Origin of the sequence: Arthrobacter sp. CG_A4, from assembly GCF_035985125.1 — a bacterium.
In the GTDB taxonomy this organism is placed as follows: domain Bacteria; phylum Actinomycetota; class Actinomycetes; order Actinomycetales; family Micrococcaceae; genus Arthrobacter.
In genome coordinates, this window is the sequence record NZ_JAXCID010000029.1 from 31,459 (window position 1) to 54,326 (window position 22,868).

19 protein-coding genes are annotated in these 22,868 nt (G+C 60.6%); 14 read left to right on the forward strand and 5 right to left on the reverse strand.

Annotated elements, in window-relative coordinates; translation table 11 throughout:
• The first annotated feature begins 423 nt into the window (after positions 1-423).
• The 7 genes from RCH07_RS12895 to RCH07_RS12925 all read left to right on the forward strand — a co-directional run bounded on the left by RCH07_RS12895 (position 424) and on the right by RCH07_RS12925 (position 12,571).
• Positions 424-2,556 carry a GTPase domain-containing protein gene (locus RCH07_RS12895; RefSeq protein WP_326967877.1) on the forward strand — a complete coding sequence of 711 codons (2,133 nt, stop codon included), beginning with the start codon at positions 424-426 and terminating at the stop codon, positions 2,554-2,556.
• Complete coding sequence (locus RCH07_RS12900; RefSeq protein WP_326967878.1) at positions 2,553-4,283, forward strand: GTPase; 1,731 nt, start codon at positions 2,553-2,555, stop codon at positions 4,281-4,283. The genes RCH07_RS12895 and RCH07_RS12900 overlap by 4 nt, the downstream gene beginning before the upstream one ends.
• A gap of 288 nt (positions 4,284-4,571) precedes the next feature.
• Positions 4,572-6,308 (forward strand): DUF262 domain-containing protein, encoded by a 1,737-nt coding sequence (locus RCH07_RS12905; RefSeq protein WP_326967879.1) that lies wholly within the window; start codon positions 4,572-4,574, stop codon positions 6,306-6,308.
• The gene (locus RCH07_RS12910; RefSeq protein WP_326967880.1) at positions 6,305-8,599 is read left to right on the forward strand and encodes a DUF262 domain-containing protein; all 2,295 of its coding nucleotides are present in this window, start codon (positions 6,305-6,307) and stop codon (positions 8,597-8,599) included. Before RCH07_RS12905 ends, RCH07_RS12910 begins: the two co-directional genes overlap by 4 nt.
• A gap of 740 nt (positions 8,600-9,339) precedes the next feature.
• Complete coding sequence (locus RCH07_RS12915) at positions 9,340-9,870, forward strand: hypothetical protein (protein ID WP_326967881.1); 531 nt, start codon at positions 9,340-9,342, stop codon at positions 9,868-9,870.
• A gap of 2 nt (positions 9,871-9,872) precedes the next feature.
• Complete coding sequence (locus tag RCH07_RS12920; RefSeq protein WP_326967882.1) at positions 9,873-10,391, forward strand: hypothetical protein; 519 nt, start codon at positions 9,873-9,875, stop codon at positions 10,389-10,391.
• A 947-nt stretch (positions 10,392-11,338) separates the two neighbouring features.
• Positions 11,339-12,571 (forward strand): hypothetical protein, encoded by a 1,233-nt coding sequence (locus tag RCH07_RS12925; protein WP_326967883.1) that lies wholly within the window; start codon positions 11,339-11,341, stop codon positions 12,569-12,571.
• A 373-nt stretch (positions 12,572-12,944) separates the two neighbouring features.
• Here the strand turns inward: RCH07_RS12925 and RCH07_RS12930 are convergent, their stop codons facing one another.
• Both RCH07_RS12930 and RCH07_RS12935 read right to left on the reverse strand, forming a co-directional pair.
• Positions 12,945-13,373 (reverse strand): hypothetical protein, encoded by a 429-nt coding sequence (locus tag RCH07_RS12930; protein ID WP_326967884.1) that lies wholly within the window; start codon positions 13,371-13,373, stop codon positions 12,945-12,947.
• A gap of 717 nt (positions 13,374-14,090) precedes the next feature.
• Positions 14,091-14,708: a hypothetical protein gene (locus RCH07_RS12935; RefSeq protein ID WP_326967885.1), complete on the reverse strand. Its 618-nt coding sequence runs from the start codon at positions 14,706-14,708 to the stop codon at positions 14,091-14,093.
• Between the two features lie 96 nt (positions 14,709-14,804).
• Between RCH07_RS12935 and RCH07_RS12940 the strand changes: the two genes are divergently transcribed.
• Both RCH07_RS12940 and RCH07_RS12945 read left to right on the forward strand, forming a co-directional pair.
• Positions 14,805-15,116, forward strand: a complete 312-nt coding sequence (locus tag RCH07_RS12940; protein ID WP_326967886.1) for a hypothetical protein — start codon at positions 14,805-14,807, stop codon at positions 15,114-15,116.
• An 817-nt stretch (positions 15,117-15,933) separates the two neighbouring features.
• Positions 15,934-17,064, forward strand: a complete 1,131-nt coding sequence (locus tag RCH07_RS12945) for a tyrosine-type recombinase/integrase (RefSeq protein WP_326967895.1) — start codon at positions 15,934-15,936, stop codon at positions 17,062-17,064.
• A 21-nt stretch (positions 17,065-17,085) separates the two neighbouring features.
• Here the strand turns inward: RCH07_RS12945 and RCH07_RS12950 are convergent, their stop codons facing one another.
• Positions 17,086-17,331, reverse strand: coding sequence for a hypothetical protein (locus RCH07_RS12950; protein ID WP_326967887.1), 246 nt, complete (start codon positions 17,329-17,331; stop codon positions 17,086-17,088).
• A gap of 78 nt (positions 17,332-17,409) precedes the next feature.
• A complete protein-coding gene (locus tag RCH07_RS12955; protein ID WP_326967888.1) occupies positions 17,410-17,664 on the reverse strand; it encodes a winged helix-turn-helix domain-containing protein in 255 nt (84 codons plus the stop codon).
• A 107-nt stretch (positions 17,665-17,771) separates the two neighbouring features.
• On the opposite strand from RCH07_RS12955, the gene RCH07_RS12960 reads away from it, so the two are divergent.
• Positions 17,772-18,140 carry a hypothetical protein gene (locus tag RCH07_RS12960; protein WP_326967889.1) on the forward strand — a complete coding sequence of 123 codons (369 nt, stop codon included), beginning with the start codon at positions 17,772-17,774 and terminating at the stop codon, positions 18,138-18,140.
• Positions 18,141-18,182: 42 nt separating this feature from the next.
• Positions 18,183-18,680, forward strand: a complete 498-nt coding sequence (locus RCH07_RS12965) for a hypothetical protein (RefSeq protein ID WP_326967890.1) — start codon at positions 18,183-18,185, stop codon at positions 18,678-18,680.
• On the opposite strand, the gene RCH07_RS12970 is transcribed toward RCH07_RS12965, so the two are convergent.
• Entirely contained in the window at positions 18,634-18,957 is a 324-nt protein-coding gene (locus RCH07_RS12970; protein WP_326967891.1) for an ArsR/SmtB family transcription factor, read from the reverse strand. The two genes, RCH07_RS12965 and RCH07_RS12970, sit on opposite strands and share 47 nt — an antisense overlap.
• A 182-nt stretch (positions 18,958-19,139) precedes the next feature.
• Between RCH07_RS12970 and RCH07_RS12975 the strand changes: the two genes are divergently transcribed.
• The 3 genes from RCH07_RS12975 (at position 19,140) to RCH07_RS12985 (ending at position 21,941) form a co-directional block, all read left to right on the forward strand.
• Positions 19,140-20,048 (forward strand): hypothetical protein, encoded by a 909-nt coding sequence (locus tag RCH07_RS12975; RefSeq protein ID WP_326967892.1) that lies wholly within the window; start codon positions 19,140-19,142, stop codon positions 20,046-20,048.
• A 268-nt stretch (positions 20,049-20,316) separates the two neighbouring features.
• Complete coding sequence (locus RCH07_RS12980; protein ID WP_326967893.1) at positions 20,317-20,826, forward strand: hypothetical protein; 510 nt, start codon at positions 20,317-20,319, stop codon at positions 20,824-20,826.
• The gene (locus tag RCH07_RS12985; RefSeq protein ID WP_326967894.1) at positions 20,826-21,941 is read left to right on the forward strand and encodes a C40 family peptidase; all 1,116 of its coding nucleotides are present in this window, start codon (positions 20,826-20,828) and stop codon (positions 21,939-21,941) included. The genes RCH07_RS12980 and RCH07_RS12985 overlap by 1 nt, the downstream gene beginning before the upstream one ends.
• Positions 21,942-22,868 lie beyond the last annotated feature (927 nt).

Consider the following 22,868-nt stretch of genomic DNA (forward strand, 5'->3'; position numbering starts at 1 on the left):
CGCAGCGGTGCCGCGAAGGTGCAGCGCGGCCACCAACTTGGCCAAATCATGTCGACATCGGTGATCATCGCCTAGATCGCTTCTTTGTTTGCCGGGAGATGCCAAGAGGAGCTGTGGTCTAAAAGGCACGCGGTCACAGAGATACTCTTACGCCAACGATTTGTTCCGAGCTGCCGCCAGGGACTTCGCCACAAAATGCAGGAGGCCATGGGCAACGGTGTCGATCAGAGTTTGGCGCCTCGCCGACGGCTTGGCCGCTAAGCTGTCGCTCTTGGCTGCTCGCGGCTCCCGAGGACGAGGAACTCCACGCGCGGACTCCTGCCCACCGTTAAACCGGCAAGCCGCTACGGCATCCGTTCGAGCGTGCACGTCGATCAACGGGCCAGCTCATTCATTGTCGGATGCCTATGAGACGATCGGAGCGTGACAGAGCGCGACGTGCCTTCCCGCCAGAAGTGGCTACCGTCTCAACTGCCTGCGCTCTTCGGCGAAGAGCCGGTGTTGTCAGACCCTTGGCCGGCCATCCGGGAAGCCGTGGCAGCCTTCGCCGCTCAAGCTGGAGCCATCCGCGATCAGGCACTCCGCGATGCGGCCGAGATCAATGGTATCGACTCCGAACTTCCGAGTGCCGACAGCGGGTCATGGGAAGTCTGGCAAGAGGCAACGGACGACTTGAACGCACCGATGCGCGTTGTCCTGATGGGGCGAACGATGGCAGGTAAGTCATCGCTGCTGGCGGCGCTGTCCGGATCACATTCCGAAAGGATCGGGGACGGACGTCAACGTTTCTCACGCGATGTCTTTGCTGCGACCCCGACAGCGTCCGGCCGTATCGAGGTCGTTGACACTCCCGGCGTCGGCGCACACGATGGAGCCGAAGACTTCGATTTAGCGTTCAACGCCGCCCGGGATGCGGATCTCATCTTGTGGGTCGCGAGCAGCGACTCAATCCAGGAAGAGACAGCGCGTGCGCTTCGCGACCTCGGTCGCATCGGCAAGCCGATCATCGTCGCTCTCAACTGTCGTCAGTCTCTCAATGGTGTCGGTAGGCTGAACCTTCTGCGGTTCCCTGAGCGTGTGTTCGGACGCAGAGAGGGACTGATCGATGAAATCAGGCGTCACATGGCAGCAGCGGCCGTCGAGCCTCTCGACGTGGTCTATGTGCACGCGCTCGCTGCGACGGAAGCGCGTGCACAAGGTGGCGAGATTGACGCTGTGCTCCACGAGGCGAGCCGCATCGAGGACCTCACCGATGCCTTGAATCGCGAGCACTGCACTCACAACGGGAGTCGGCGAGCGCTCAGGATAGTCGACGGACAGCGCCAGCAGGTCGACAGCCTCATGCTCTCATTGGCGCAAGGATCGATAACCCTTCGCGCGCAGGCAGACCACAACAGGAAACTCAACGAGGATATCTGCGCGCGTCTGACCCGCGTCGTCCGTTTCGCGGGCGAAGACATGGTCTCTGACATCGCAATCGCTGTCGGACGACGCCGTGAATGGCACCTCTCCTTGACGGACTTTGGAGAGTCGCTTCAGCAAGCCTGGGAGATGGAAATCGACGCGTTGCGGTCGGAGGTGAACAATGCGCTGGACACCAGGTTCTCTCTGTTGAGGGCTGATGTGGAATCGACGATCACGGCGGCAGACTCCGAGTGGGCCCGCGTCTCGCCCGACCATTTCGCTTTACGGGATCTCACCGGATTCGAATCGGTACTCGGGAACCGATTGGTCCGGGCCGGAATCGGGGGAATCAGGATTGGTGGTGCCTTGGCCGGCACATGGGCAGGTATCCAGATCGGTGGGATCATCGGGCTGTCCAGTGGCCCCGGAGCAATCGTCACGGCAGTCGTCGGGGGCCTCGTGGGATTTGGCGTTGGCGTGGCGTCGGAACCCCTCAAAGTACTCGGTGACCGCTGGTTCTTGGGCAAAGACGGTGTGTTACAGAAACGACGTGACGAGGTGTCGGAGCAGGTCGGACCACGTCTCGACGAGCTCAAGGGCGATTACGAACGGGCCGTTGAGGAGCAACTCGACGTGCTCCGTGGCAGCCTTGCCAGGGAGCGCGGTCAAAGCGAACACTGCTCGTCAGCACTCGGTTGGTTGGCCGGCCGGTGGACTCAACACCGCGATGCACTCGGAGTGCTGATCCGAGAGATGGACAAGGAGACGACGTCGGCGCTGCTGCGAATCGCCGGCCGCGAACGGCTGGCACGATCCCTGAAGCGAGCGACACGGGTGCCTGGGGTCTGCATCCTCGCCGAGTTCGAGGACGCTGCGTTCTCGGAGGCATGGTTGTACCCGCCAGACATCGGGGAGAGATTGGCCGGCGCAAAGGCCCCCAACGCTGGCGGGGAGGCGGCGGGCGCGCTCTCCTACGCGCTCGGCCTTATCGACGCGCCAGCGCGCCTATTGAGGGCAGACTCAGCCTCCGCGACTATCTGCGTGGACGATGACCTCTCCGCAGGCATCGCGGAGACGTGGTCTGACGCTTTGACGTCCCACACTGGCAGACACATCCGCATCGAGAGCACTAGAAGGACTTCGGGATCATGAGCGTGAACCTTTTCAAAGAATCGTCCGCCGCTACCAGGGGGTTGGGCCAGGAGCTTCGCGGCATTCTGGGCGAGCTCGATCCTGCGGTCGCGCACCCCCTCCTAGACCGTCTCTCGGTTGACGTCCACTCAACTCCTCTGTTGGTGTTCACCGGGCAGTACAGCAGCGGCAAGTCGACTCTCATCAGGGCACTCACCAACGGAGCTGCCAGCGTCGTCATCGGATCGGGTGTAACAACCGATGCAGTGGAGGAGTTCGACTGGGATGGTGACGTCCGTCTTGTCGACACTCCGGGCGTGCATGCGGGCCGCCCGCACCACGACGAGCTCGCCGAAAAGGCACTTCAGTCAGCCGACCTCGTGCTGTTTGCAGTGACGGTCGAGCTCTTCGACGATGTGCTCATCGACCATCTCCGAGATGTGCTCGGCCGACTCGGCAAGTCGCGACAGACGCTAATTGTCGTAACCAAGGCGGGAACGATGGGGGCGATCGAAGGCTTGCGAGAAAAAGCAATCAAGGAAGCCCTCGGCTCGTTCGACCAGATTCCATGGGTCGAGTGTGACGCCGAGTACTACCTCGACGGTCTTGACCTAGCAGCATCCGACCGCGGCACCTCGAAGGCCTTTATCGAGGCGTCCAGTTTGGAGAATGTCGCGACGCTTATCAACCGCTTCGCGAGTCAACAGGGAGAGCTGGGTAAGCTGAGTCAGCCGCTGCAACTCATCGGAGCAATTGCCTTTGAGGCATCTGCCGACCTCACAGATGACCCCGATGAACAGGCCGCTCTAGCCGTTCTTGCAAGACAACGTTCGGCGCTTTCCAAGAAACGGATTCATCTGGATAGTCTGCTCGAAGCGCGCGCAGCCCAGTTCCGAGCGGATGCCGTGCGCGCAGCCACACAGTTCGCCGACAGCATCGAACGCGAAGAACAGGGTGGGGCTGAGGGTTTCCTCGACGAGGCATCGGACGCGCACCTAACAGCACTAAACGACGACCTCCACGCTGCTTTGGATCGGTTTGAGGATGCAGTACGTAAGGTGCTCGAAATCCAGTTTGACGACCTCGCCTCCGAAGTCCTGGAGATCGAAGCCTCGCCCTACGGCCGCATCTCGGTCCGGCTCGGTGACCGGGAAGCCAGCGGCTTCGAAGCCCGACCCGTTGAGGTCCGCCCCAGCGGTTCATCGCCTCCGCCTTCGCCAAGGTGGGCAGGAGACCTATCGAAGCACCTGAAGCAGTTCCACGAGTTCTGGGGTGCTGGTGGCAGTACGAAGGCAGCCGCTGGTAGCACGGGGCACAAGGTAGTGCTGCAAGTCGGTAAGGCGTTCGGTAAGAAGTTCAAACCCTGGGAAGCCGTAAAGTTCGCTAACAAGATCGGAAGAGTTGCGAAGGTCGGCGGGGTTGTAATCTCAATCGGACTCGAGGCGTATGGAGTAGTTGCCGAGGAGCGGTCGGCCGTTAAGGAAGAGCAGGCACGGACAGGGCGTCGCCGCAGCATTACCCAGGAGGTATTGGCCCAGGCAGACGGCATTGTGCTTGGTGCGCTCAGCTTAGTTGGTTCCGACTTGGGGTTAGTTTTCAAGCCGGCCCTTGAACGCATCGACGCGATGGCTGACGAGATTTATGGGGTACGTGCAACTCGGTCCGGTCTGCTTGATCGGCTGGTCTCCGTTCGACAGCGGGCGGAGACCGCGTTGACCGCGCTGTCCATCTCGAACGGCACCCTGTGAGCATCTCAGCTGGAGCGGCAGCAGATCTAAATCACCAAATAGTTCGCTATCTGCCGTTTGCTGCATTTGAGCACATACTACGAGGCGGCTCCTTCCGCTTCAGCTGATGGAGTTGCCCGGCGAGGGCTCTTAATCCGAATCAACACGCGAGGCGGCCTGGCGGTCAACGTCGTTGGAAAACGATACCGTCTGACCTAATAGTGGCAGCGACATACGCACGCACCCGGCGTGGAGGAGAACCCAAAACATGACCAAGCCCCGGCGCCAGTTGCCAGACAGAGGCGCGCTATGAGCCTCGCCGATGTCGCAGTCCTTGAACCGAAAGTAGTCGGTGACGTGACGGGAGCGTTTTATGTGCCCGCTTATCAGCGTGGCTTCCGCTGGGGAAAGGAGGAAGTAGAACGCCTTCTTGGCGACATCTGGGAGAACAAGGGCAGACCGTACTACCTCCAGCCGATCGTGGTGAAGGCAATGCCGGATGGCCGTTGGGAACTTATCGACGGGCAACAGAGGCTCACCACGCTCTACCTGATCTTCCAATTCATGCGGGATCAAGGGCTTCAGAGCGCAGGTGCAGGCTACACGCTCGAATACGAGACGCGTCCAGGTAGCCAGGATTTCCTTCGGGCGCCCAACGAGGAACAGCGCGACGTCAACATCGATTTCCATCACATCTACTTTGCCTACAAGCATATCCAGGAGTGGTTCGAGAATCACGGTCATCGAAAGCAGTGGGCCGCAAATAAGCTATACAACTACTTGTTCGAAAGTGTAAAGGTCATTTGGTATGAGGTTCCGCTAGGCCTTGACTCGATCGCACTATTCACGAGACTGAACGTCGGCCGCATCCCGCTCACCGATGCTGAACTTGTCAAGGCACTTGTTCTCGCCAAGAGTCGAGAACGTGCTGGGTTTGCCGACAAGAGCGAGCAGATCGCAGCACAATGGGACGCATTCGAGCGTGAACTCCGGATACCGGAAGTATGGTCGTTCATCACGGGAAAGTATGAGTATGAGGCGACGCATATTGAGTTGTTGTTAGACACTATCGCCGATAGGAGTGGCGGGCGTCCAATGGGGCGACACCGACCCCGATATTTCACTTTCGAAACGCTTCGCCCCGAGATTGAGAAGGACCCTCAAGACTTTTGGGATGAGGTCGTGGGGCTCCACTCACTGATCATCGGGTGGTACGAAGACCGTGATGTCTTTCATAAGGTCGGCTACTTAGTCGCGCTCGGTGACTCATTTCCGGCCCTCGTGGAGCTGGCGTCGGGGCAGACGCAGCGTGGACTTCACGATTCGCTTGACGTGCGCATCAGTGAACGGCTCATACTGACCAGAGAAGAAGTTGCAGATCTTGAATACGAGGCCAATGGCCGGAAGTGCGCTGAAGTGCTTCTGCTCATGAATGTGGAGACCGTCCGCCAGCGCAGCGACACTTCTGAGCGTTACTCCTTCCGTTCCCATGCACGTGGCGCTTGGTCTCTTGAACATATACACGCACAGAACGCGAAGGAGATGAAGCGGGACGAGAAGATCTGGGCTGAGTGGCTGATACTCCATCGGGAAGCCCTGAATGGCATTCACGATCTGGAGTTGGGGTTTCGTGCAGAGCTCACAGCAGAGATCGATGCCGTCCTGGCCGCTATCGCCGACGCAAAGACTCATGGGATCGGCTCTACCTTCGACTCGATCAAGGTAAAGGTAGAAGCCGCTCTCTCCATGTCGGCTTGGAGCGCCGACGATAGTGTCCATTCGATCGCGAATCTTGCTCTCCTCGCTAGCGGGGACAACAGTGCGCTCAGCAACTCGACATTCGAGGTCAAGCGGCGGGCGATTCTTCAGCGCGACAAGGAGGGTTCATACATCCCTGCGTGCACGCGTAACGTCTTCTTGAAGTACTACACCGAATCTGCGGCGCAGCAGATTCATTACTGGGGTGTTGCCGATCGGGATGCCTACCTGAGGGAGATATTGGCAGCTGTGAATCCTTACCTTTTGCCTGCAGGGGTCCTCGCATGAGAGGGTTCAAGACTTCTTTCGTCGGGATGTTCCAGGCGCGTGAGGAAGGAATGCCGAGCGTGTCTCGTGTTGAGATACCGCTAATCCAACGTGACTACGCGCAGGGCCGCGAGACCTCGACGGTCAACGCAATTCGGCACGACTTCCTCGATGTGCTCGTCGCGGCGATCACTGGGGGAGACCCCGTCGATCTCGACTTCGTCTACGGGGATATCAGGGACGGTACACTGTGGCCCCTTGATGGACAACAACGGCTGACAACGCTGTTCCTCATTCACTGGTACGTCGCTGTCCGTACGAAAAAGTTGGCCGAGGCTGATCGCTGGCTCAAGTTCACCTACGCGACGCGGCCCACCGCCGAACTTTTCTGCCGCCAGATCGTGAAGCCAAGCCACCTGCCGCCAACCGACTTCACGGTCCCTTCGGACTGGATTACGGATCAGGCATGGTATCTCTTTGCTTGGCGCCATGACCCTACTGTTCAATCAATGCTCGTGATGCTGGACGCGATCCACGAGCGTCTCTCCGTCAAAGGAATTGACCTCGACGTCATTTGGCGTCGGCTCACGGACACCGTAGATCCAGTAGTCTCTTTCCACTTCTTGCCTATTGATGATATGCCTTCCGGCGAAGAGCTCTATATCAAGATGAACTCACGGGGAAAGCCGCTTACGGAGTTCGAGAATTTCAAAGCGCGATTTGAGGGAATTCTTGCCGAATCATTATTACCGGCTCGCTTCAACGAGATCGTCCACAAGCTTGACGGTGCTTGGAGTGATGTGCTCTGGCCGTACCATGGTGATGACTACATTGTTGATGACGAATTTCTGCGATATTTGGAGTTCATCATCGAAATTTGTGAGTGGCGGGAAGGCGGCGTCAGCGGGGGTCGACTTCTGGACCGCGCCGAACGTGTCTTTTCCAATAAGAACCCGAAGGCGCAGAGTAATCTTACTTTTCTCTTCCACGCCTTCGACACTTGGATCGGCATCGACGTCGACGACGTGTTCACAACGCATTTTGCCAGAGCCGGTGGTACCGGGTTGGTTGACACCGATCGGGCGATCCTATTCGAGACACGCAACGTCAATCTGTTCGAAGAGTGCTGTAGCCGCTACGGGCAGGTGAGCGGCAGGCCGCGACTCTTCTCCCTGTCTGAGACGCTGTTCCTATACGCCGTCCTGATACATCGACAGTTCGAAACCACTGACTTTCAGGTGCGTCTCCGAATACTCCGGAACCTAACCGATCGATCCGACGAGATCCGCGAAAACCGCATGGTCGACCTTGTCGCCAGTGTGGAGCGCCTGATCCGACGCGGAGCGATCGAGGACCTCAAGGGCTTCAATCCGGACCGAGTTGCTGACGAGCAGCTGAAGCGTGAATTCCTTGATGCACACCCCAATCAAAAAGTGGTCCTCAACCAACTAGAGGACCATCCGCTTCTGCGAGGCCGTGTGTTCGCATTCGATCTGAACCCCGAAGTCCTGGAGGGACATGCCAGGTCATTCGCCGCCATCACGCGCAAAGAACACTGGCCAGCCCTCTCTGCGGCACTATTGGCGAAAGGCAACTACGGGTACCCGATCGGAAATCGCGCGTACCAGTACGGTTCCATGAAGGAGGCCCAAGAACTTCGCTGGCGTGAGGTCTTTACTCACTACGGGCGAGGGAAGAACGGTGAGCTACCGTCGTGCCTCGGAACTCTGCTCGACGAAGTGGGGATAAGTACGACGACCCCAGCCGAAACTCTGTCCGGCGTCGCCAACGCGTTCAGCCAGCAGCGACGAAGTCAGGAGTACCTTGACTGGCGCTACTACGTGGTCTCTTACGCGGATATGCGGGAAGGCGACACGGGCATTTATTTCGGCGAGCACTTGCCTGAGTCCGGTAAATGGGGGTACTCCATGTGCATGCTCCGTACTAACTCTCTCACCGGTGGAGCCCGATTCCGAGATCCGTTTTTGCTTGCGGCCTGGCGGGAAAGTGGTGTCAGCGAAGCGGTCCGATCACTGTGGTTTTCTGGCTACGAGTCTGAGCCTCGTTGGCTTCGACTCACGGAGAGCGATATCGGCATCCGCTGTGTCAACTTGGGTTTCGAACTCGATGCATCACCGCTCGACGAGCAACAAGCGGAGAAATTTCAGCGGGTGTGTGAGAAATACGGCGCAACAGAGGGTAGTCTCCTCCCAGTGGAGCAGGCGCGTCATGGCGGCGAGTTGGTGGACACGGAGGATCGAGTCCAAAAGTGCGCTGCATTCCTCCTGGACCTTGTCGCCGAGGGCCTGTAGCGCGGGCTCGTACAGCGCTAACGGCAACTTCAGGCTGGTCGATTGTCAGCGTCAGTAAATACTGTCCGCAGGTCCATGCCGTTGAGGTCGCGGGACCGCGAGCGCGAATGGGCTGAGCGCGGCGAGGAACCGGAGCGGCAGCCCACTACGGCGGACCGCGTGCCCCGTTGAGGGGTCGAGGCGGTGGGGCGGCTGCCGATTCCTTGTAGGCTGAGCGCGGCACCGCCTATGCGTTTGACCTCGCCGTGGACGCCGCGTTCCTGTAGGAGAGCACGAATGCGGGCGGCGTTGAGTTTTCCGCTGTTTTGCGGTGGCTAGGCTGCGTTCGCGGATGTAGACGTTCGTGGCGGCGAGTTCCGGCGGTGTGCTCCCCCTGCGCGCGCATAGTAATGGCTGGTGTAGAAGATTAGTCCACCTCGGAATCACCCTCCAAACCGCCGCCAGACACTTCGCAACCTGGCCGGGCACCCTTTCGCGCATCGAACGAGTACTCAGCCGCGATGACTCCCTCGCCCACGAATAGAGGAGCTGACTGGCCAAACAAAACCCCGGCAAGTATTTGAACTGAAAAATATAGGAGCATCACGTAGGGCAGTGGTCCTGGTCCTCGCCATGGGCGGGCAGGAGGAAGCACGGACCGCACCGGGGTAATTTCCGGCCGTCGCCTGCCGTCTTCGGGGGCCGGCACGACATAGACTGCTAAAACTCTCAGAACTGATCGAAAGACAGACCGGACCGATATGGACAACTACGCAGAGTTCCTGCAGCGGCTGGACACCACCGCTGCCAGCCTGAAAGACCGCAACGAAGCACTCGGCCGCGTCAGGGTGGTCGTGGCCAAGGCTCTGGAAGAGAATGACTACGGCTTCCGGCAGTGGGCGCAACGCCTGGGCCAGGTGGAGAAGCTCCTCGTCGGCAAAGCAACGCCGGAACAGGCCGGACTCCGGGAGCTTCACGCCGTCGCCTCCAACATGCAATCGGTGTTCCGGACGCGGAGCGAACGCGTGGGCGAACGCCTGGCGGCGGTGGACGAGCGGATGGGCGAGCTCGACGGTCCGATTCACGACCTCAACCTCAGCAAGGTCAGGCTTACGACGTCCCGGAGGGTGACGGAGGAGCGCGAGAAGCTTGGCCGGGCCGTGCAGGACCTGGCCGGGACTGCCGAGGGCGCCGATGCCGTCGTACCGGACGTGGGACTGCGCGACGATCTGAAGAGAGCCCGCGAGGCTGTTGTCCTTGCCGAAGCGCTCCTTGAGCTGAAGGAGAGCTAGGAATGCCGACAAAGACGACGGAGCATGACATCGCAGGCTTCGGTGCCAAGGATTGGACGGGGAAGCCTCTCAAAGAATCGGGAACATTGTTCCTCGGCTCCGGGTTCCTGACCTTCATCCTGTGCCTGATCCTCATGATCTTCATCCCGCCGCTGCGCGACGCCATTGTCATTATCGTTATCTGCACCCTCGTGGCCGTCATCGTGATGTGCTCCACCATCGTCTCCAATGTGAAACGCGACAAGGCCTGCCTGCGTCGTATCACGGAGCAGGTCAACGCTTTCATCCTCGAGCTCACGGGGGACCCGACGGCCCGGATCAACCCCGGCATGATTGAGACGCTCATATTTAGCAAGAGGCGTGGGGTGCTGCTGAACATCAACGGCGTGCCCGGTGTCGAGGTCAAGGCTGTACCCAAACCCGACGAAATGACAAGCTTCGTGGCTCGGCTTACCCCGCCGGACTTCGGGCTTGAAAGTTTTGACGTGCTCCTGGACGCCGAAAGAAAAAGGAAGTCCTAGCACCGGCCCTCAGTACAGCCTGACGCCGGACTCCTGGTACTCGCGGGAGGCGACACCGCTGGCGGCGGCCGTCTTCACGGTGTTTACACGCCAAGTCCGACCGGCACATCCTCCGCTGGCTCGCCGGCGTCCTCGGCCGGGTGACCACCGTTGCCTAAAGCCCGGGCGCTGCTGTCCAGGGCGGTCGGGGAGCTGGACCTGACTCCATGGGCCGTGGACCACGCGATCTGGAAGCATCAGGCCCGCCATCTGTGAAGTTGGACATGAATTCAGGGAGGTTCCTCATTTTGCCCGCCAGTTCCCGTTATCCGCCAAAGGCTGGGGCGGATGCCATGCGTTCGTAGTGTCGCTTCACGCCGTCGGCACCGTAGTACAACAAGTCCAGGGTAGTACGCACCCCTTGGGCGAACGTGTCCAGCAGCATCGAGAGCTCATATCCAGCACCCTCATAGAGGATGCCGAAATCCGCGCTAATGGTCAGGGGTATTAGGACCGATCTGAATCGCGCCGAGGACCGGAGGGTCAGGATAGGTTGGCCGATCACCAGGTCAGCAGTCTCGCTGGGGACCACTTGAAATGGCGGCTTGGGGATATCGAGGTCATCCTCGAAGTCAATCTGCGCATCGGCCCAGGAGATCTCCTTACACCGAACAGTCAGGACGAACGAGAGAAGCGCAGCGGCTGCGTGCCGTCGTCACTGATCAGCTGAAACCGTTCGCTGCGACCATGCCCTGGCCGGTCACCGTCGGCGCACCGGAACAGGCAGCATCCGAGCGGGCAGTGGTTCCTAATTCCGTCGAACTTGGACTCCGCGGCATGGCGCCCATCCGTCCAGGTTCAGCGGTGCCAAGCACCCCAACGCCGGCCAAAACTCACCAGCACACCGGCCGTGAATCCGGTCCCGTGCTGGACCGGTAAAGACCACCACCAACTGCAAGGGGAACACGATGAGTGAATCAGATGGAATGGATGATGTTCTGGACGGCGGTCTGCGGCAGTCGCTGATGATGGCCTCACGTATTGCCGAGACTCTGGCTCGCCGCCGGCAGGAATCCCAGCGGCAGCAGGAACACCAGGACGCCCAGGCCGCGCACGAGGCCCTGGTACGCCTGACAGCTGACCGCGGCGCCGCCCACGCGGCCCTGGCACCGGTAGAGAAAGACCAGTGGTGGGACAAAGCCCAAGCCCACGACATCGCCACGGCGCACGCCGTCGCTGAAGGCTGGAAAGACCACGACCCCACCGCCCTGGCCGCGCCCGAAAAGATCCGTAAGGGAGTCCTCACCCGCTACGGCATCGACACCCACGACGTCGGCGCGGACGCCGCCTACCTCGAATCAGGGGTCCAGACCATCACGACAGAAAGGGCCAGGCAGGACGCACTGGCCCGCAGCCAGGAAGAGACGCGCAAGGCGGCCGCCGAGCACGAGAAAGCCATGGCCCTGCTTGCCGCGGCCCGCGCCGAAGAACTCCGCGCCCAGGCCGCGACACTGGCCCCGGAAATGGAACGCCATGAAGTGCCCGTAGAGTACCTGGCCAACCCCGAACTGGCCCAGGCGTTGCAGACCGCCCACACCGCCAAGACCCCTGCAGCGGTGGTGGCCGCCGACGTCGCCGTGCAGGAACGTATGTTCCTCATCGGCAAGGACGGCATCAACGGCCCCGACATCGACCAGCTGCGCAAAGAAACCACCGCGAACATCAACGGAGCCGGAGATTCACACTTCGAGGATCCCGAGTTCGTGAAAGCCGCCAAGGAGATGCACCAAGCCAAACTCCTGGCAGAGGGAGGCTTCACCGGGTCCGAAAGGACGCCCGTGGAACAGCGGTACGAACGCGCCGAAAAAGAACTCTTTGCCCGCATGGAAAGCGTCGGCCGCGAGATCGAGAACCGCGTCACCGGCAACGACAGCAGCCGGCTAAAAGACCAGGGACTGAAAACTGAGAGCACATCCGCCGCCGACTACGGCTCAGCGGAACGCCAGGAAGCCTTTGCAGCATCCCTGACCGTAACCGGAGCGAACGAAACCCAGATCCGTGGGCGCGCCGCCGCGGAACGCAGCGAGGGCACACACCCCAGCGCAGCCGTCACCAGGGGCAAGGGCGCAGCTGAGGCCGAGAAGACCCGCACAGGGGCAGCAGTGACCGCCGAACGGGCCAAGAGCGGCCCCGCCCGCTAAACAGCCACGCAGGCGAAAAGGGGGAAATGGCCAACTGGCGGTTTCCCCGTTCTTTATGTAGCCTGCGTGCCTGTGTCCGTGGGAAGTTGCCATCCGGGGTACTGCTCTGGCCATGGCAAGCTTCGGTAAGTCGATCAACAGGAAGACCGCGGGCGGTTTGGTTGCTGGCTTGTTGGAGCGAGCACATCTATACGGCGCCGACGGCGGCAAGCCACTGTTATGGATATTTGGAATCTACCTACGCCCCGAGATTGACCATCGCGTCGACGTCGCCCAAACTACAACGGCCAGCCTGGGCACCACCGTCTGAGAACGGCTCTACCCAATTGCCTATCTGGCAGTCGGTATGTCAGGCCCGCCGGTGGGCACCCGGCTAAGGAGTCAGCTTGATACGGCCAAACGGGGTCTTGTAATGATTTTCGGTGAGTTTGTCTTTGAACTCCGGGCAGTACCCAAAGACGGCAATCGTGGTGATGGTTCTGGCCTCGCCCCTGTCCAGACCCTTAATCTTCGCCAGCTCATCGTTATACGCGTTCATGTCATCTCGTTCAGGCAATAGGCGACAAATGATGGTGGTCACGCTCTTCAGATCGGTCGGAGCGGAATATGCGCCGTTAGCCTCTGCCATGCGCTCGGCCCACCTATCGAGCTCCTTTCCGGTGTACGGGACCGGAGAGATAAGGGGCGGATCTTGGTCGCATCCGGCCAACGTCGCTGCGACAGCGATAAGGCACGTGAGGCCCATCAGTACGGGACTTTTGGTCATAGGGCTGAGGGACTTAAAGCCGGCGTGCAGAATCATGGTTCTACACTAGCGGTTCGGCCAAGACGGCCCAGCTAATGAATGACGTACTGGTAACCAGCATTGTTCGATTCGGAACTATTCAACGCCAGTCGACGGAAATCGCTCTGGATGCTTAGGGTCCCGTCCTTTTTCCCGCCAGTACTCATCCCGCTGCCATAGCGAGAATCTGGTTATTTGGATGCCCATTACGACGGCGGCGACGCCGAGGAGGATGGTCCGAGTCCAGAGCCATGGCTCTGAATCAACACCAACGAGGCTTGGGACGGTGGAGATCAGCGTGATGACAATGACTGGAAGGGACCAGCGGAGGATGCGTTGAAGCCTCCGCTGCGTTCCATCCTTTGTTGCCACCATTGCCTCCGTTAGTCGGGCTGCCGTCCGGAAGGCTGACTCCGCTCCAGATTGAAGATCTCTAGGAGTGGTTATCGATCCATTCCGGTGGTGTCAGTCATTATGCGTGTCGGGCTTGTTTCCTGGATAGCGGGACCAGGGTTCGGCGGCAGCGGCGGCATGTTTCTGCGCGACCTGGTAGCTGTAGCCAAGCATTTCGGCCACGAGCGGGGCAGGAACTTTTAGCGACCAGTCCGCGGAAGGCTGCGTTCCGTGCGCCAAGGAGCCCGGCACGTTGTTCTTCCCGCTACAAGACGCGCTTCGGTGCGCCTTTACGACCGGGCGCGGCCGGAATCTGACGCAGTTAGTTACTTGAGCTTGCGCTTAGTGCGTGAGCGAGGACTCTGTGGCAGGAGGTCTTTTGTGCTCCGCTATCGCCTGCTCAGGCCATTCGACATTCTCATGGTTAATGTAGGAGCCAATAGCCTTCCGGGTGTGGCCCAACCAGAATGCGACGTCCTGAACTGCAGCACCGATGGCGGCGCGGTTAGCCGGGGCATACTTCTGGGAATCAGACCGAGTCATTCCGGCGTGCATCTTAATTAGGGCCGCAAAGGTTGACTGGACGTGTCGGTGAACTTCGGGTGCAAGAAGACCGATTTCTTCTACCACCTTGCGAATCTCGCTGAGCGTCTGTGTCTCTGAGTCTTCTAGTAACATCTCGTAGGCCTCGGGAGGTCCCCATGTAGCGGCCCGCTCCATCGCTTGTGCTGAGGCTAGGAAGCTTGAAAACAGGGCGACTTTTCGGTCGAAGTTCCGATCCCGCCGCTTGGCATCCGATTCGGCTTGCCAGCGCTTGTCTTCTGTAATCAACTTCTTCTTCTCACGCCGGCTTGTGATGATTCCGGCGGTTACCTGCGCGAGGATTGATCCCCCCGCGCCGATAGCTGCGCCACCTAGTGCCAATACGACTGCTACTTCTTGTGCGATTTCCCCTGCCATGCCCTGACGATATATGCAAGGAACGCCGTTCATGCGCTCCGGAGTAGGTACGGCGGCCTTCTCGCGCCTCAGCTGGACTTACGCGGCTCAGGATTGATGCGGGCCAGGGCGGCCCCGGCGCGGGCGCGGGTCGCGAGGCTGTATGCCGGACGTCTGCCCCGGTCGAACACCATCGTGTTCTCGGTCCGTACCCACCTCGTCAGTTTGGCCGATTGGTGCAGTACGCTCCAGACTGGGCAAAACGAGTACCTCGGGCCCTCGCTTCGAGACCATGAGCTTGTCGACTACAAGTGCTTCGACCACTATCACGATGTTGTTGTCGCATGGCTCTCACGCCACGACGACGATGCACCCTTGGCAACAGGCTACTCGTGGAACCCGGAAGGCATCGAAACCGGCGGCAGATAGGCTTCGCGACGGATACTTTGGACGCCATCACGCGAGCTGGTTGAGCGCGGTGCTGCCACTGGGAAGCTTCCCGTAGTGCTCTTGACGGCCGTCGGAACCAGCTGAAGCCAGCCATATTCTGCAACTCGCCGGCGATTGTGTTTTCGTGCGGTCGGGTATCTTCAAGCCCGGCAATCCCGGCCGAGCCCGCAGCCACGGGGGTGAAGGCCACCAGGTTCTTCATTGACCGCGCCGGCGCCACAAGCTTCCGGTTAGACGGGCCGCTGTGGGCCAGTTGGGGGACAAGTGCCACGCGAAATTCCGCCGATGCTGATGGAAGTTCACCGAGAACGCGAAGAGGGGTTCTGAGGGACGCTGTCGCGTCATGCCGCTGTCGCCCTATCGGACCATGGAGTAGATGAAGGGAGGTGGCAGCGTTATGCAGAGCCTCGAACCTCAGTGCGTCGTGCGTCGGTGCCCGGGAGTTCGCACCGAGCGCGGGCAGGACCCGGTGGCAGCCGAGGGTGATCTTTCCCGGCAGGACAGAGAAGCGCCGCACCCTGTCGATGCGGGGGTGCGGCAGTTTTGGGGGAGGCCTTGTGTGGGGAGGATCGGGGGGTGTGGACAGTGTCCACACTTTGGGTCGCGGACTGGGCCGTACCGGTGCCGGACTGGGCCGGATTGGCGATGTTTGCGGGGGAGTGGCGGCTTTGCAAGGGCTGGAACCCGGTTCGAGTCCCACCTCGGGCACAGTGTTTCCACAGGTCAGCAGGGTTTCAGGGCCCTGGGTGTGCACAAAAACTCGTTTTCTGTGCACACGAAGCCTAGAATTTTGGGTATGGCCAGCATTTGGGAACGGAAAAAATCGGACGGATCCACGTCGTTCACGGTCCGCTGGCGGAACCCCGAGACGCGTAAGCAAGAGGGGATTACCCTAGCGACGTCGGCCGAGGCCCAGACGCTGAAGCGCCTCCTTGATGCCAACAACCAATCCTTTGAGATTGCCCAGCATGCGATGGTCGCGAACCAGACCAAAGCACCCACGGTCGCGGCCGTGATCCAAGAGCACATCGACTTTCTGGTCCGGCCTTCAGTCGGCACTGTGCACACGTATCAGACCATGCTGAAGCTGCACATCGCCGACGTCATCGGGCACGTTCCCGTGGACAAGCGTGACTACCGGCACCTGACGTATTGGATCAAGGCGATGCAGACCAAGGGCCGGTCCGCTAAGACCATTAAGAACAACCATGGCCTCATCTTCTCGGCGATGGAGACGGCCGTCCGGCTGGGCTACCGGAAGGATAATCCGTGCCGAGGGGTGCAGCTTCCGTCAGGCGAAAAGGCAGAGGATGAGGCTAGGTTCCTAACGCACGCTGAATTCGGCCTGATTCTTGAGGGCATGGGGGAGCGGTATAAGGCGTTCACTGAATTCTTGGTCATGACGGGAACGCGGTTCGGCGAAGCGACGGCGGTGACTGTGGCGGACGTGGACCTGATGTCGAAGCCGGCAACCATGCGGATCAACAAGGCCTGGAAACGCGGTACTGATTCCGAGTATTACGTCGGAGCGACCAAGACCGGTGCCGGCAAGAGGACGGTTTCGTTGAATCCGCATCTGGTTGAAGTTCTGGTTCCACTGGTGGCCAGCCGGCCAGGCTCAGAACTCCTGTTCACCACTCCCAAAGACGAACGCATCGTTCATAAGCTGTATTGGCATCACTACTGGACGCCCGCCGTGAAAGCGGCCCAAGCTCGTGGACTGAAGAAGTCACCGCGGATTCACGATCTGCGCCATACTCATGCGTCCTGGCTGATCCAGGATGGCGTCTCGCTGTTCACGATCTCCAGGCGACTCGGGCACGCGTCTACGCGGACCACCGAGCAGGTGTACGGCCACTTGATGCCGCAAGCGCTCCAGGATGCCGCCGACGCCGTCGAGCGTTCCGCGCTCGTGTGGCGCGGATAGCGCAGGGGGCGATGGGCTTTGCTAAGAGAACTTCTGGCGGGCCTGTGCTCGCGTCCCGATCATGCGGACGGACTGCGCAGTAGGACCAGTGGAACGGACTTCACGTAGCAGTGCAATCTCCCTGAGGTGGACAGACGTGAAGATAATCTTCCCCTTGCCCCAGACGGCATGCGGGAACTCACCCTTGGCGGCCCCGTCCCTAAGCCATGCCTCTGAACACTTGAGGACAGTGGCAGCCTCGGCTGGTTCGAAGAATTCAAGTTTCATGCCCCTGTCCGATCCTTTCGTCGTTATGCGGCGAGGACGGCTTGCGCGAGTCCTGCACCAGTTCATGTCATGCGGAAATCACGGCGGCATGACGATGACCTGGAAACTCGCTTCCAGGTCACCGGCGTGGTGTAGTACCTGCTCGGCGCAGACACTGAACTGAGTCGAAGATCGCTGCACCAGACCGGCATCGAGGAGCAGCCCGAGTTGCCGGCGGATGTTCGACGGCGCGGCGTGGAGTTCGCTGCCGATCTGGCTGCAGGTCGAGGGGCCATTTCTCAGGAGGAAGCGAATGATTCGGCTTCGCGTTCTGTTCATCAAGATGCTCGACATGGAGACCACAACCTGAGGAGTGATGGGGGATGCTTGTGTAGACGGGTCTACACAAGCAGGGTACTCCCGGTCCAGGTCATGTTGGAAGAGGCTCACTTCGGAAATGGATGCCCGACGAAAGTGAGGGCATTCCCATGCTGGATCACCCGCAGATCAAAGCGTTTAACGAAGCCGCCGCGATGCTCCGTGCTGAACGGTACTGGGACTACGGTTCGAAGGAGGAGCACCTCGAGTTTCTGAGGGCGTTGAGTGAGGTGCTGGCCGAGGTCTGCTACCACCTGGACGAAAATGGCGTGCTCCCGCCGGAGCTCCTCAAGGCCGGTCAGGACGTGGCGGCTCCCTCGATCCGGAACCTGCCACTGGGTCCGTCGGCGCACCTTGTACTGATGTCCTATCTGGACCGTCGGATCGAGCAGTTGATTGCCGGGCGGGATGACTCGGGCAATACTGGGGCGAAGGGGAGTCGTAGCGCCTGATCGGACTGCCGGCCCCGATCGGATGGAGGGTGGGCAGCGAGGATGGACGAGACAGGGCCAAGTGACTTGTTGTCTTCCCAGGCTCAGCTGGCTCGTCGTCTGAACCTGTTGCTCGACGTCGTGGTTGCTGAACGCGGGAAGCCCGTGACTTTCCGGGAGGTTCAGGCCGAACTCGAGGGTAGAGGCATCAAGTTGTCTCGCGCGCGCTGGTTCTATATGAAAGAGGGGACTGGGCGTCTGGTCAGCGATCCGGTGCTGTTGGCAGGGTTGTGCAACATTTTCAATGTTGACCCCTCTTACCTGATCGGCGACGACGCCGAATTGCCCGAGCGGATCGATTCGCAACTGGAGTTTGTGAAGTCCCTGCGTGCGGCCAGGGTGAAGTCCTTCGCGGCGCGGACGCTGGGCGACGTGTCGCCGGAAACGCTGAGGGTCATCTCTGAATATCTCAACAGGGACATCGACCGCCATCCTGGAGCGGAAGAAGCTGCAGCTAGTCCTCCAGGAGATACTGAAGATGAGCCGCCAGCAACTTTTTGATCCGCGCGGGGTTGGCTGAATAGCGCGGCGAGCGTCCATGCCGTCGGCCAGGCTCAAGGTCCACCGCGATGGCGCCGGTCTCCTCAAGGGCAAGCAGGTGCTTGGCCACGCTCGGCTCACCGGCGCTCACTGCTGCCACGATGTCACCGCGGGTTGCCGGGCCGTGCGCGGAAAGGTAGCGGAGGATCTCGTTGCGTGATCTGTTTCCGAATGTCGCGACGGCGGCTTCGACGTCGTTTGACCAGGCTTCGTCGTGCGGCTGCGTGATCCTGGGCATGGATCCATTCTTACCGAACGATCCCCGAAAAGTAAGACGCGCAGTCTTGACGATACTTTAAGTAACCTTGACAATAGTTTGTATAGCCTTGTTGTAGTCGTGGTTGGCGCTGATTGTCGCGGCCATACCTGAGGCGCCGGCCGGGCCGACGCCGGACTTATTGGAATCGTTTAGTCAAAGCGGTGAAGACCATGCGCGTCGAATCTAGGGCGAACCACGCCCAACAAGATCAAGCAAGTGCAGGAACCATTGACGTCTCGTTCCGTGCGCCGGAGCAGGCCGCGGTTTCAGTCCCGGTAGATCAAATCATGATCGCCGTCGACGGCGTACAGCGATACGTGGTTTCGCATCTCGCGCGGATCGGCAGGTCCTGCGACGTGGACGACGTCATGCAGGACATCCGGGTCGCAGTGTGGGATGGGGTGACCCGGGGACATTACCGCCAGCTCCCCGGTATTCCCTTTGGCGCCTGGGTTCAGGGGGTGTGTAGGAACGTGTGCGCCGCGCACGTCCGTCGCGAGCTGAGTCATCAGACGCTCCCGCTGATCGTGGAACCAGGGAATACCGGGCCGGCCTCGTTCGATGCCCTGGCGGTGCTGGGCATGGGCCGGAGCGGAGGTCAAAGTGCCGAGACGATTATTGATCAGCAATGGGCACGAATGATCATTGAACTGACCCGGGCCAGCGTGCCAGCGGGAGTCTGGAATCTTGCCGTCGACAGTCTCTCCGGGCCTCGACATTACGGTCCGCCGTCGCCACAGGACCGCCGTCGCTGGCACGCGGTGACCGTGGTGCGCCAGACGGCGAAAACCGTTCAAAATGCACTGGACGTTGATCAGGGAGCCATCCGCAACATCGGAGACATGTGCCAGCACGCAGCAGAGTGCCTGCCCACGCCGGTACTCCGCAGAACAGCCGAAAGTATTGTTCGCCCCGGCCTCCGAGGACCCGAACGAAAGAGGGCTCTGGAAGCGTTGGCCGCCCAGTTGTGCGTCACCGAGCGCTATCTGGCTGTCCAGATCGGCCACGCGCGCAGGCTGTATCAAGCGGCATGGAGGATCCTCCAAGCCGGGACGCGGACTGCCAGCTGAGTCATGTGGTGGACCCGTCCTCCCGCCATGAACAGGCGAGGAGGAGGCCCCAATGTCCGTACTGCGGAGAAGCTCACTGCCAGGCTCAAACAACCGGCGTCGATGGTGGATCGCAGCAATCGCGCTCTTGAGTGTGGTCACGGCGCTCATCGCTGTCATGCGGCCGACGCCCACGCCCGCAGCGGCTACGGTTCCACCGTCGTCAACGATGCCCATCCCGCGGAGTCCGGCGAATGCTTCCCCCGGGACGCTGGCACAAACTCCGACGGTGGCTCCTGACGTTGTGCGTCCCGATGCGGAGGGCGCACCCCGCACTGCTGACTTCCGCAAGCTCGCCGCCGCGGCGGCGACGGCGATCTACACCTGGGACACGCGAACGTCGTCCTACTCCGAGGTCTACTCACGCCTCCGTGACTGGTGGGACGTGCTGCCGGACGGATCCAATCCCTTGGCAGTGCTGGTCCAGGAGTTCGAAGCGACCGGGATCAACGCGGGAAGCTACACGACTTTGGCTGATCAACAGGCGTACCGTTCGGCCGCGGTTGAATCCCTGCGCTGCGACAGCGAGCTGGCCAAGGTCCGGGAACGGCCGGCGCCATGGGCGGGACTGCACGTGTGCACAATCTCGCTTAGGGTTCTGGATCAATCGGCTTCGACCAGCAACACCTACACGGCACCCGTCAGCGTCATGGTGAACTGCCCGCCCGCTGTGACGGCTCCGCCGGATCATTGCGTCATGGTCGGCTTTTACGCGGCACCGAGCAGGATCGTATATTGATGCCAGCCGCCATGCTGTTTGCCGGGCTGGTCAAGCGCCGGGCCATCCTGCGGGTTTTTCTGGCCGCGGCCTCAGTCTTGATCCTCGTGGGCGCCTTCGCGGTTAGCGCAACCGTGGCGGTGCTCGGCGCGGGCGCGGCCGACACCCCGTCCGTCTGCTCGCAAGGCGGCGCGGGCGGGCAGCCAGCCGCGAACGGAGCGAGTACCATCAGCATCCGTGCAGGCAGCCAGGCCCCGGTCAGTGTGACCGCCAGGCAAATGGCCGTCGCGGGGGACTACGTCTCGATCGGCCAGCAATTGGGGGTTCCCCGGGACGGCCAGATCACCGCAATAATGATGGCCCTGCAGGAATCCAGCCTCAGAGTCCTCGCCAACGTGAACGTACCTGCCTCGCTCCAGTACCCGCATGACGGCCTCGGCAGCGACCACGATTCCCTCGGCACCGCCCAGCAACGTCCCGCGGCGGGCTGGGGGACCGTTGAACAGTTGATGGATCCCAAGTACAACGTGCGAGCCTTTTACGGCGGACCCGCTGGCCCCAACCGTGGCAGCCCGCCCGGGTTGTTGGATATCCGAGGTTGGCAGTCAATGAGCAAAGGCCAGGCTGCGCAAGCTGTTCAGGTGTCGGCGTTCCCCGAGCTGTATGCGCGGTGGGAGGCTGAAGCGACGGCCATTGTTGACGCGCACGACGGCGGTATGACTCCGGCCGTGTGCGCTGCTGCGACGAATTCGTCGTCGGTCACGGTGGTGGCTGCAAATCTGAGCGGAATCCGCAAAGACATCCTGCGGTTTACCCAGGAAGGAGTTGGCGGCGCCTACGTGTGGGGCGGGACGGCGTACAAGGCGTGGGACTGTTCCGGTTACGTCCAGTGGATCTACAGGCAGGCCGGGATCAACCTGCCGCGAGTGGATCAATGGAGGGTCGGTACGCGGACCGACAATCCGCAGCCAGGGGATCTGGTGGTCCAGAACGCACAGGGGCCAGCCGACTGGGGCCACGTTGGCATTTATGCGGGGGACGGCTTGATGTACAGCGCGCTAAATCCCGCGGTGGGCACGTTGCTGCATCCAATAGCTTGGAATACAGATACGGCCTATTTCGATCTACTGCCGTGACCTGTCGTTACGCCGAACTTAGAAACCCAAAGGTATATCCTGCGGGCGGAATAGGAACGGAAAATCTTTGATACAGGCTCTAAGGAGATTTCCGTGACCGGGCGGGCGCATGCAGGGCTTGCCAAGGATGGGGTGCGCTGGGGAGCCGTGGCCGGCGCTTCGAATCGCTGAGGAGGTTGACAGGGCGCAAAACGAGAGGGAGCGGGCAGTCATGCCAGCAAATCGTTGTTCGGAAAATTCCGAAATAGCCGACAAGCTGCGCAACGGGTTCATCGCTGTCAATGGCCAATAGTTTGTGCCCATGGACGGCCAGCGCTTCGAATCTCGGTCGGTGGACTTCTGCCGCGTCGAAACGTGTGCGGAGCCGATCAGATTCGTCATTGGCTGCTCCGATGTGTCTCGTAACCAACGGTGGATACGCCGATTCCATCAAATGGTTTCGAGACATAGTTACGAGAATCGACGGCCGCGGACGAACCCACACCATCCCGCCGGAAGCAAGCATTGCCGACGCACTGGTCGCCGGGTCGCCTCGTATCCTAAGGGTTATGAGACGGCTAGCGGCGCCAGCTAGGGAACCTTTAGTGAGCGATGCATAGGGAAGGTCATACGAGCCTCCCGACACCAGCCCTCACCCAGACGAGAATTCGAGGGGTTGCGCCCTTCCATGGAGCGACTTTACATTCGCCGCTAAGTCGGACTGCAAACTGGGAAGTTATGCGCGCAGGTCATGACCAGATCCACCCCAGACGTCGCCGAAGCCGCCTCCGCGTCATCGTGGGCAATGCTTCTAGACCTTGCTGATCAATATCGTTAGGCATGGCACAAAAGAGGCTCTCCTGACAGAGATGTGGGTTCCGTTATCTCTGGTATGGGAGCTCGATTCTGACGGGTCCGCAGGCGAGCATGATCAGGGCGAGTGCGGCT

Excerpts from the sequence above, each read along its gene's own strand:
- RCH07_RS12940 (WP_326967886.1), top strand. The coding sequence starts at position 14,805 with ATGCGGGCCAGGGCGGCCCCGGCGCGGGCGCGGGTCGCGAGGCTGTAT.
- RCH07_RS12945 (WP_326967895.1), top strand. The coding sequence starts at position 15,934 with ATGGCCAGCATTTGGGAACGGAAAAAATCGGACGGATCCACGTCGTTC.
- RCH07_RS12935 (WP_326967885.1), bottom strand. The coding sequence starts at position 14,708 with ATGGCAGGGGAAATCGCACAAGAAGTAGCAGTCGTATTGGCACTAGGT.
- RCH07_RS12970 (WP_326967891.1), bottom strand. The coding sequence starts at position 18,957 with ATGCCCAGGATCACGCAGCCGCACGACGAAGCCTGGTCAAACGACGTC.
- RCH07_RS12910 (WP_326967880.1), top strand. The coding sequence starts at position 6,305 with ATGAGAGGGTTCAAGACTTCTTTCGTCGGGATGTTCCAGGCGCGTGAG.
- RCH07_RS12915 (WP_326967881.1), top strand. The coding sequence starts at position 9,340 with ATGGACAACTACGCAGAGTTCCTGCAGCGGCTGGACACCACCGCTGCC.
- RCH07_RS12950 (WP_326967887.1), bottom strand. The coding sequence starts at position 17,331 with ATGAAACTTGAATTCTTCGAACCAGCCGAGGCTGCCACTGTCCTCAAG.
- RCH07_RS12985 (WP_326967894.1), top strand. The coding sequence starts at position 20,826 with ATGCCAGCCGCCATGCTGTTTGCCGGGCTGGTCAAGCGCCGGGCCATC.
- RCH07_RS12920 (WP_326967882.1), top strand. The coding sequence starts at position 9,873 with ATGCCGACAAAGACGACGGAGCATGACATCGCAGGCTTCGGTGCCAAG.
- RCH07_RS12965 (WP_326967890.1), top strand. The coding sequence starts at position 18,183 with ATGGACGAGACAGGGCCAAGTGACTTGTTGTCTTCCCAGGCTCAGCTG.
- RCH07_RS12905 (WP_326967879.1), top strand. The coding sequence starts at position 4,572 with ATGAGCCTCGCCGATGTCGCAGTCCTTGAACCGAAAGTAGTCGGTGAC.
- RCH07_RS12900 (WP_326967878.1), top strand. The coding sequence starts at position 2,553 with ATGAGCGTGAACCTTTTCAAAGAATCGTCCGCCGCTACCAGGGGGTTG.
- RCH07_RS12955 (WP_326967888.1), bottom strand. The coding sequence starts at position 17,664 with ATGTCGAGCATCTTGATGAACAGAACGCGAAGCCGAATCATTCGCTTC.
- RCH07_RS12960 (WP_326967889.1), top strand. The coding sequence starts at position 17,772 with ATGCCCGACGAAAGTGAGGGCATTCCCATGCTGGATCACCCGCAGATC.
- RCH07_RS12925 (WP_326967883.1), top strand. The coding sequence starts at position 11,339 with ATGAGTGAATCAGATGGAATGGATGATGTTCTGGACGGCGGTCTGCGG.
- RCH07_RS12930 (WP_326967884.1), bottom strand. The coding sequence starts at position 13,373 with ATGATTCTGCACGCCGGCTTTAAGTCCCTCAGCCCTATGACCAAAAGT.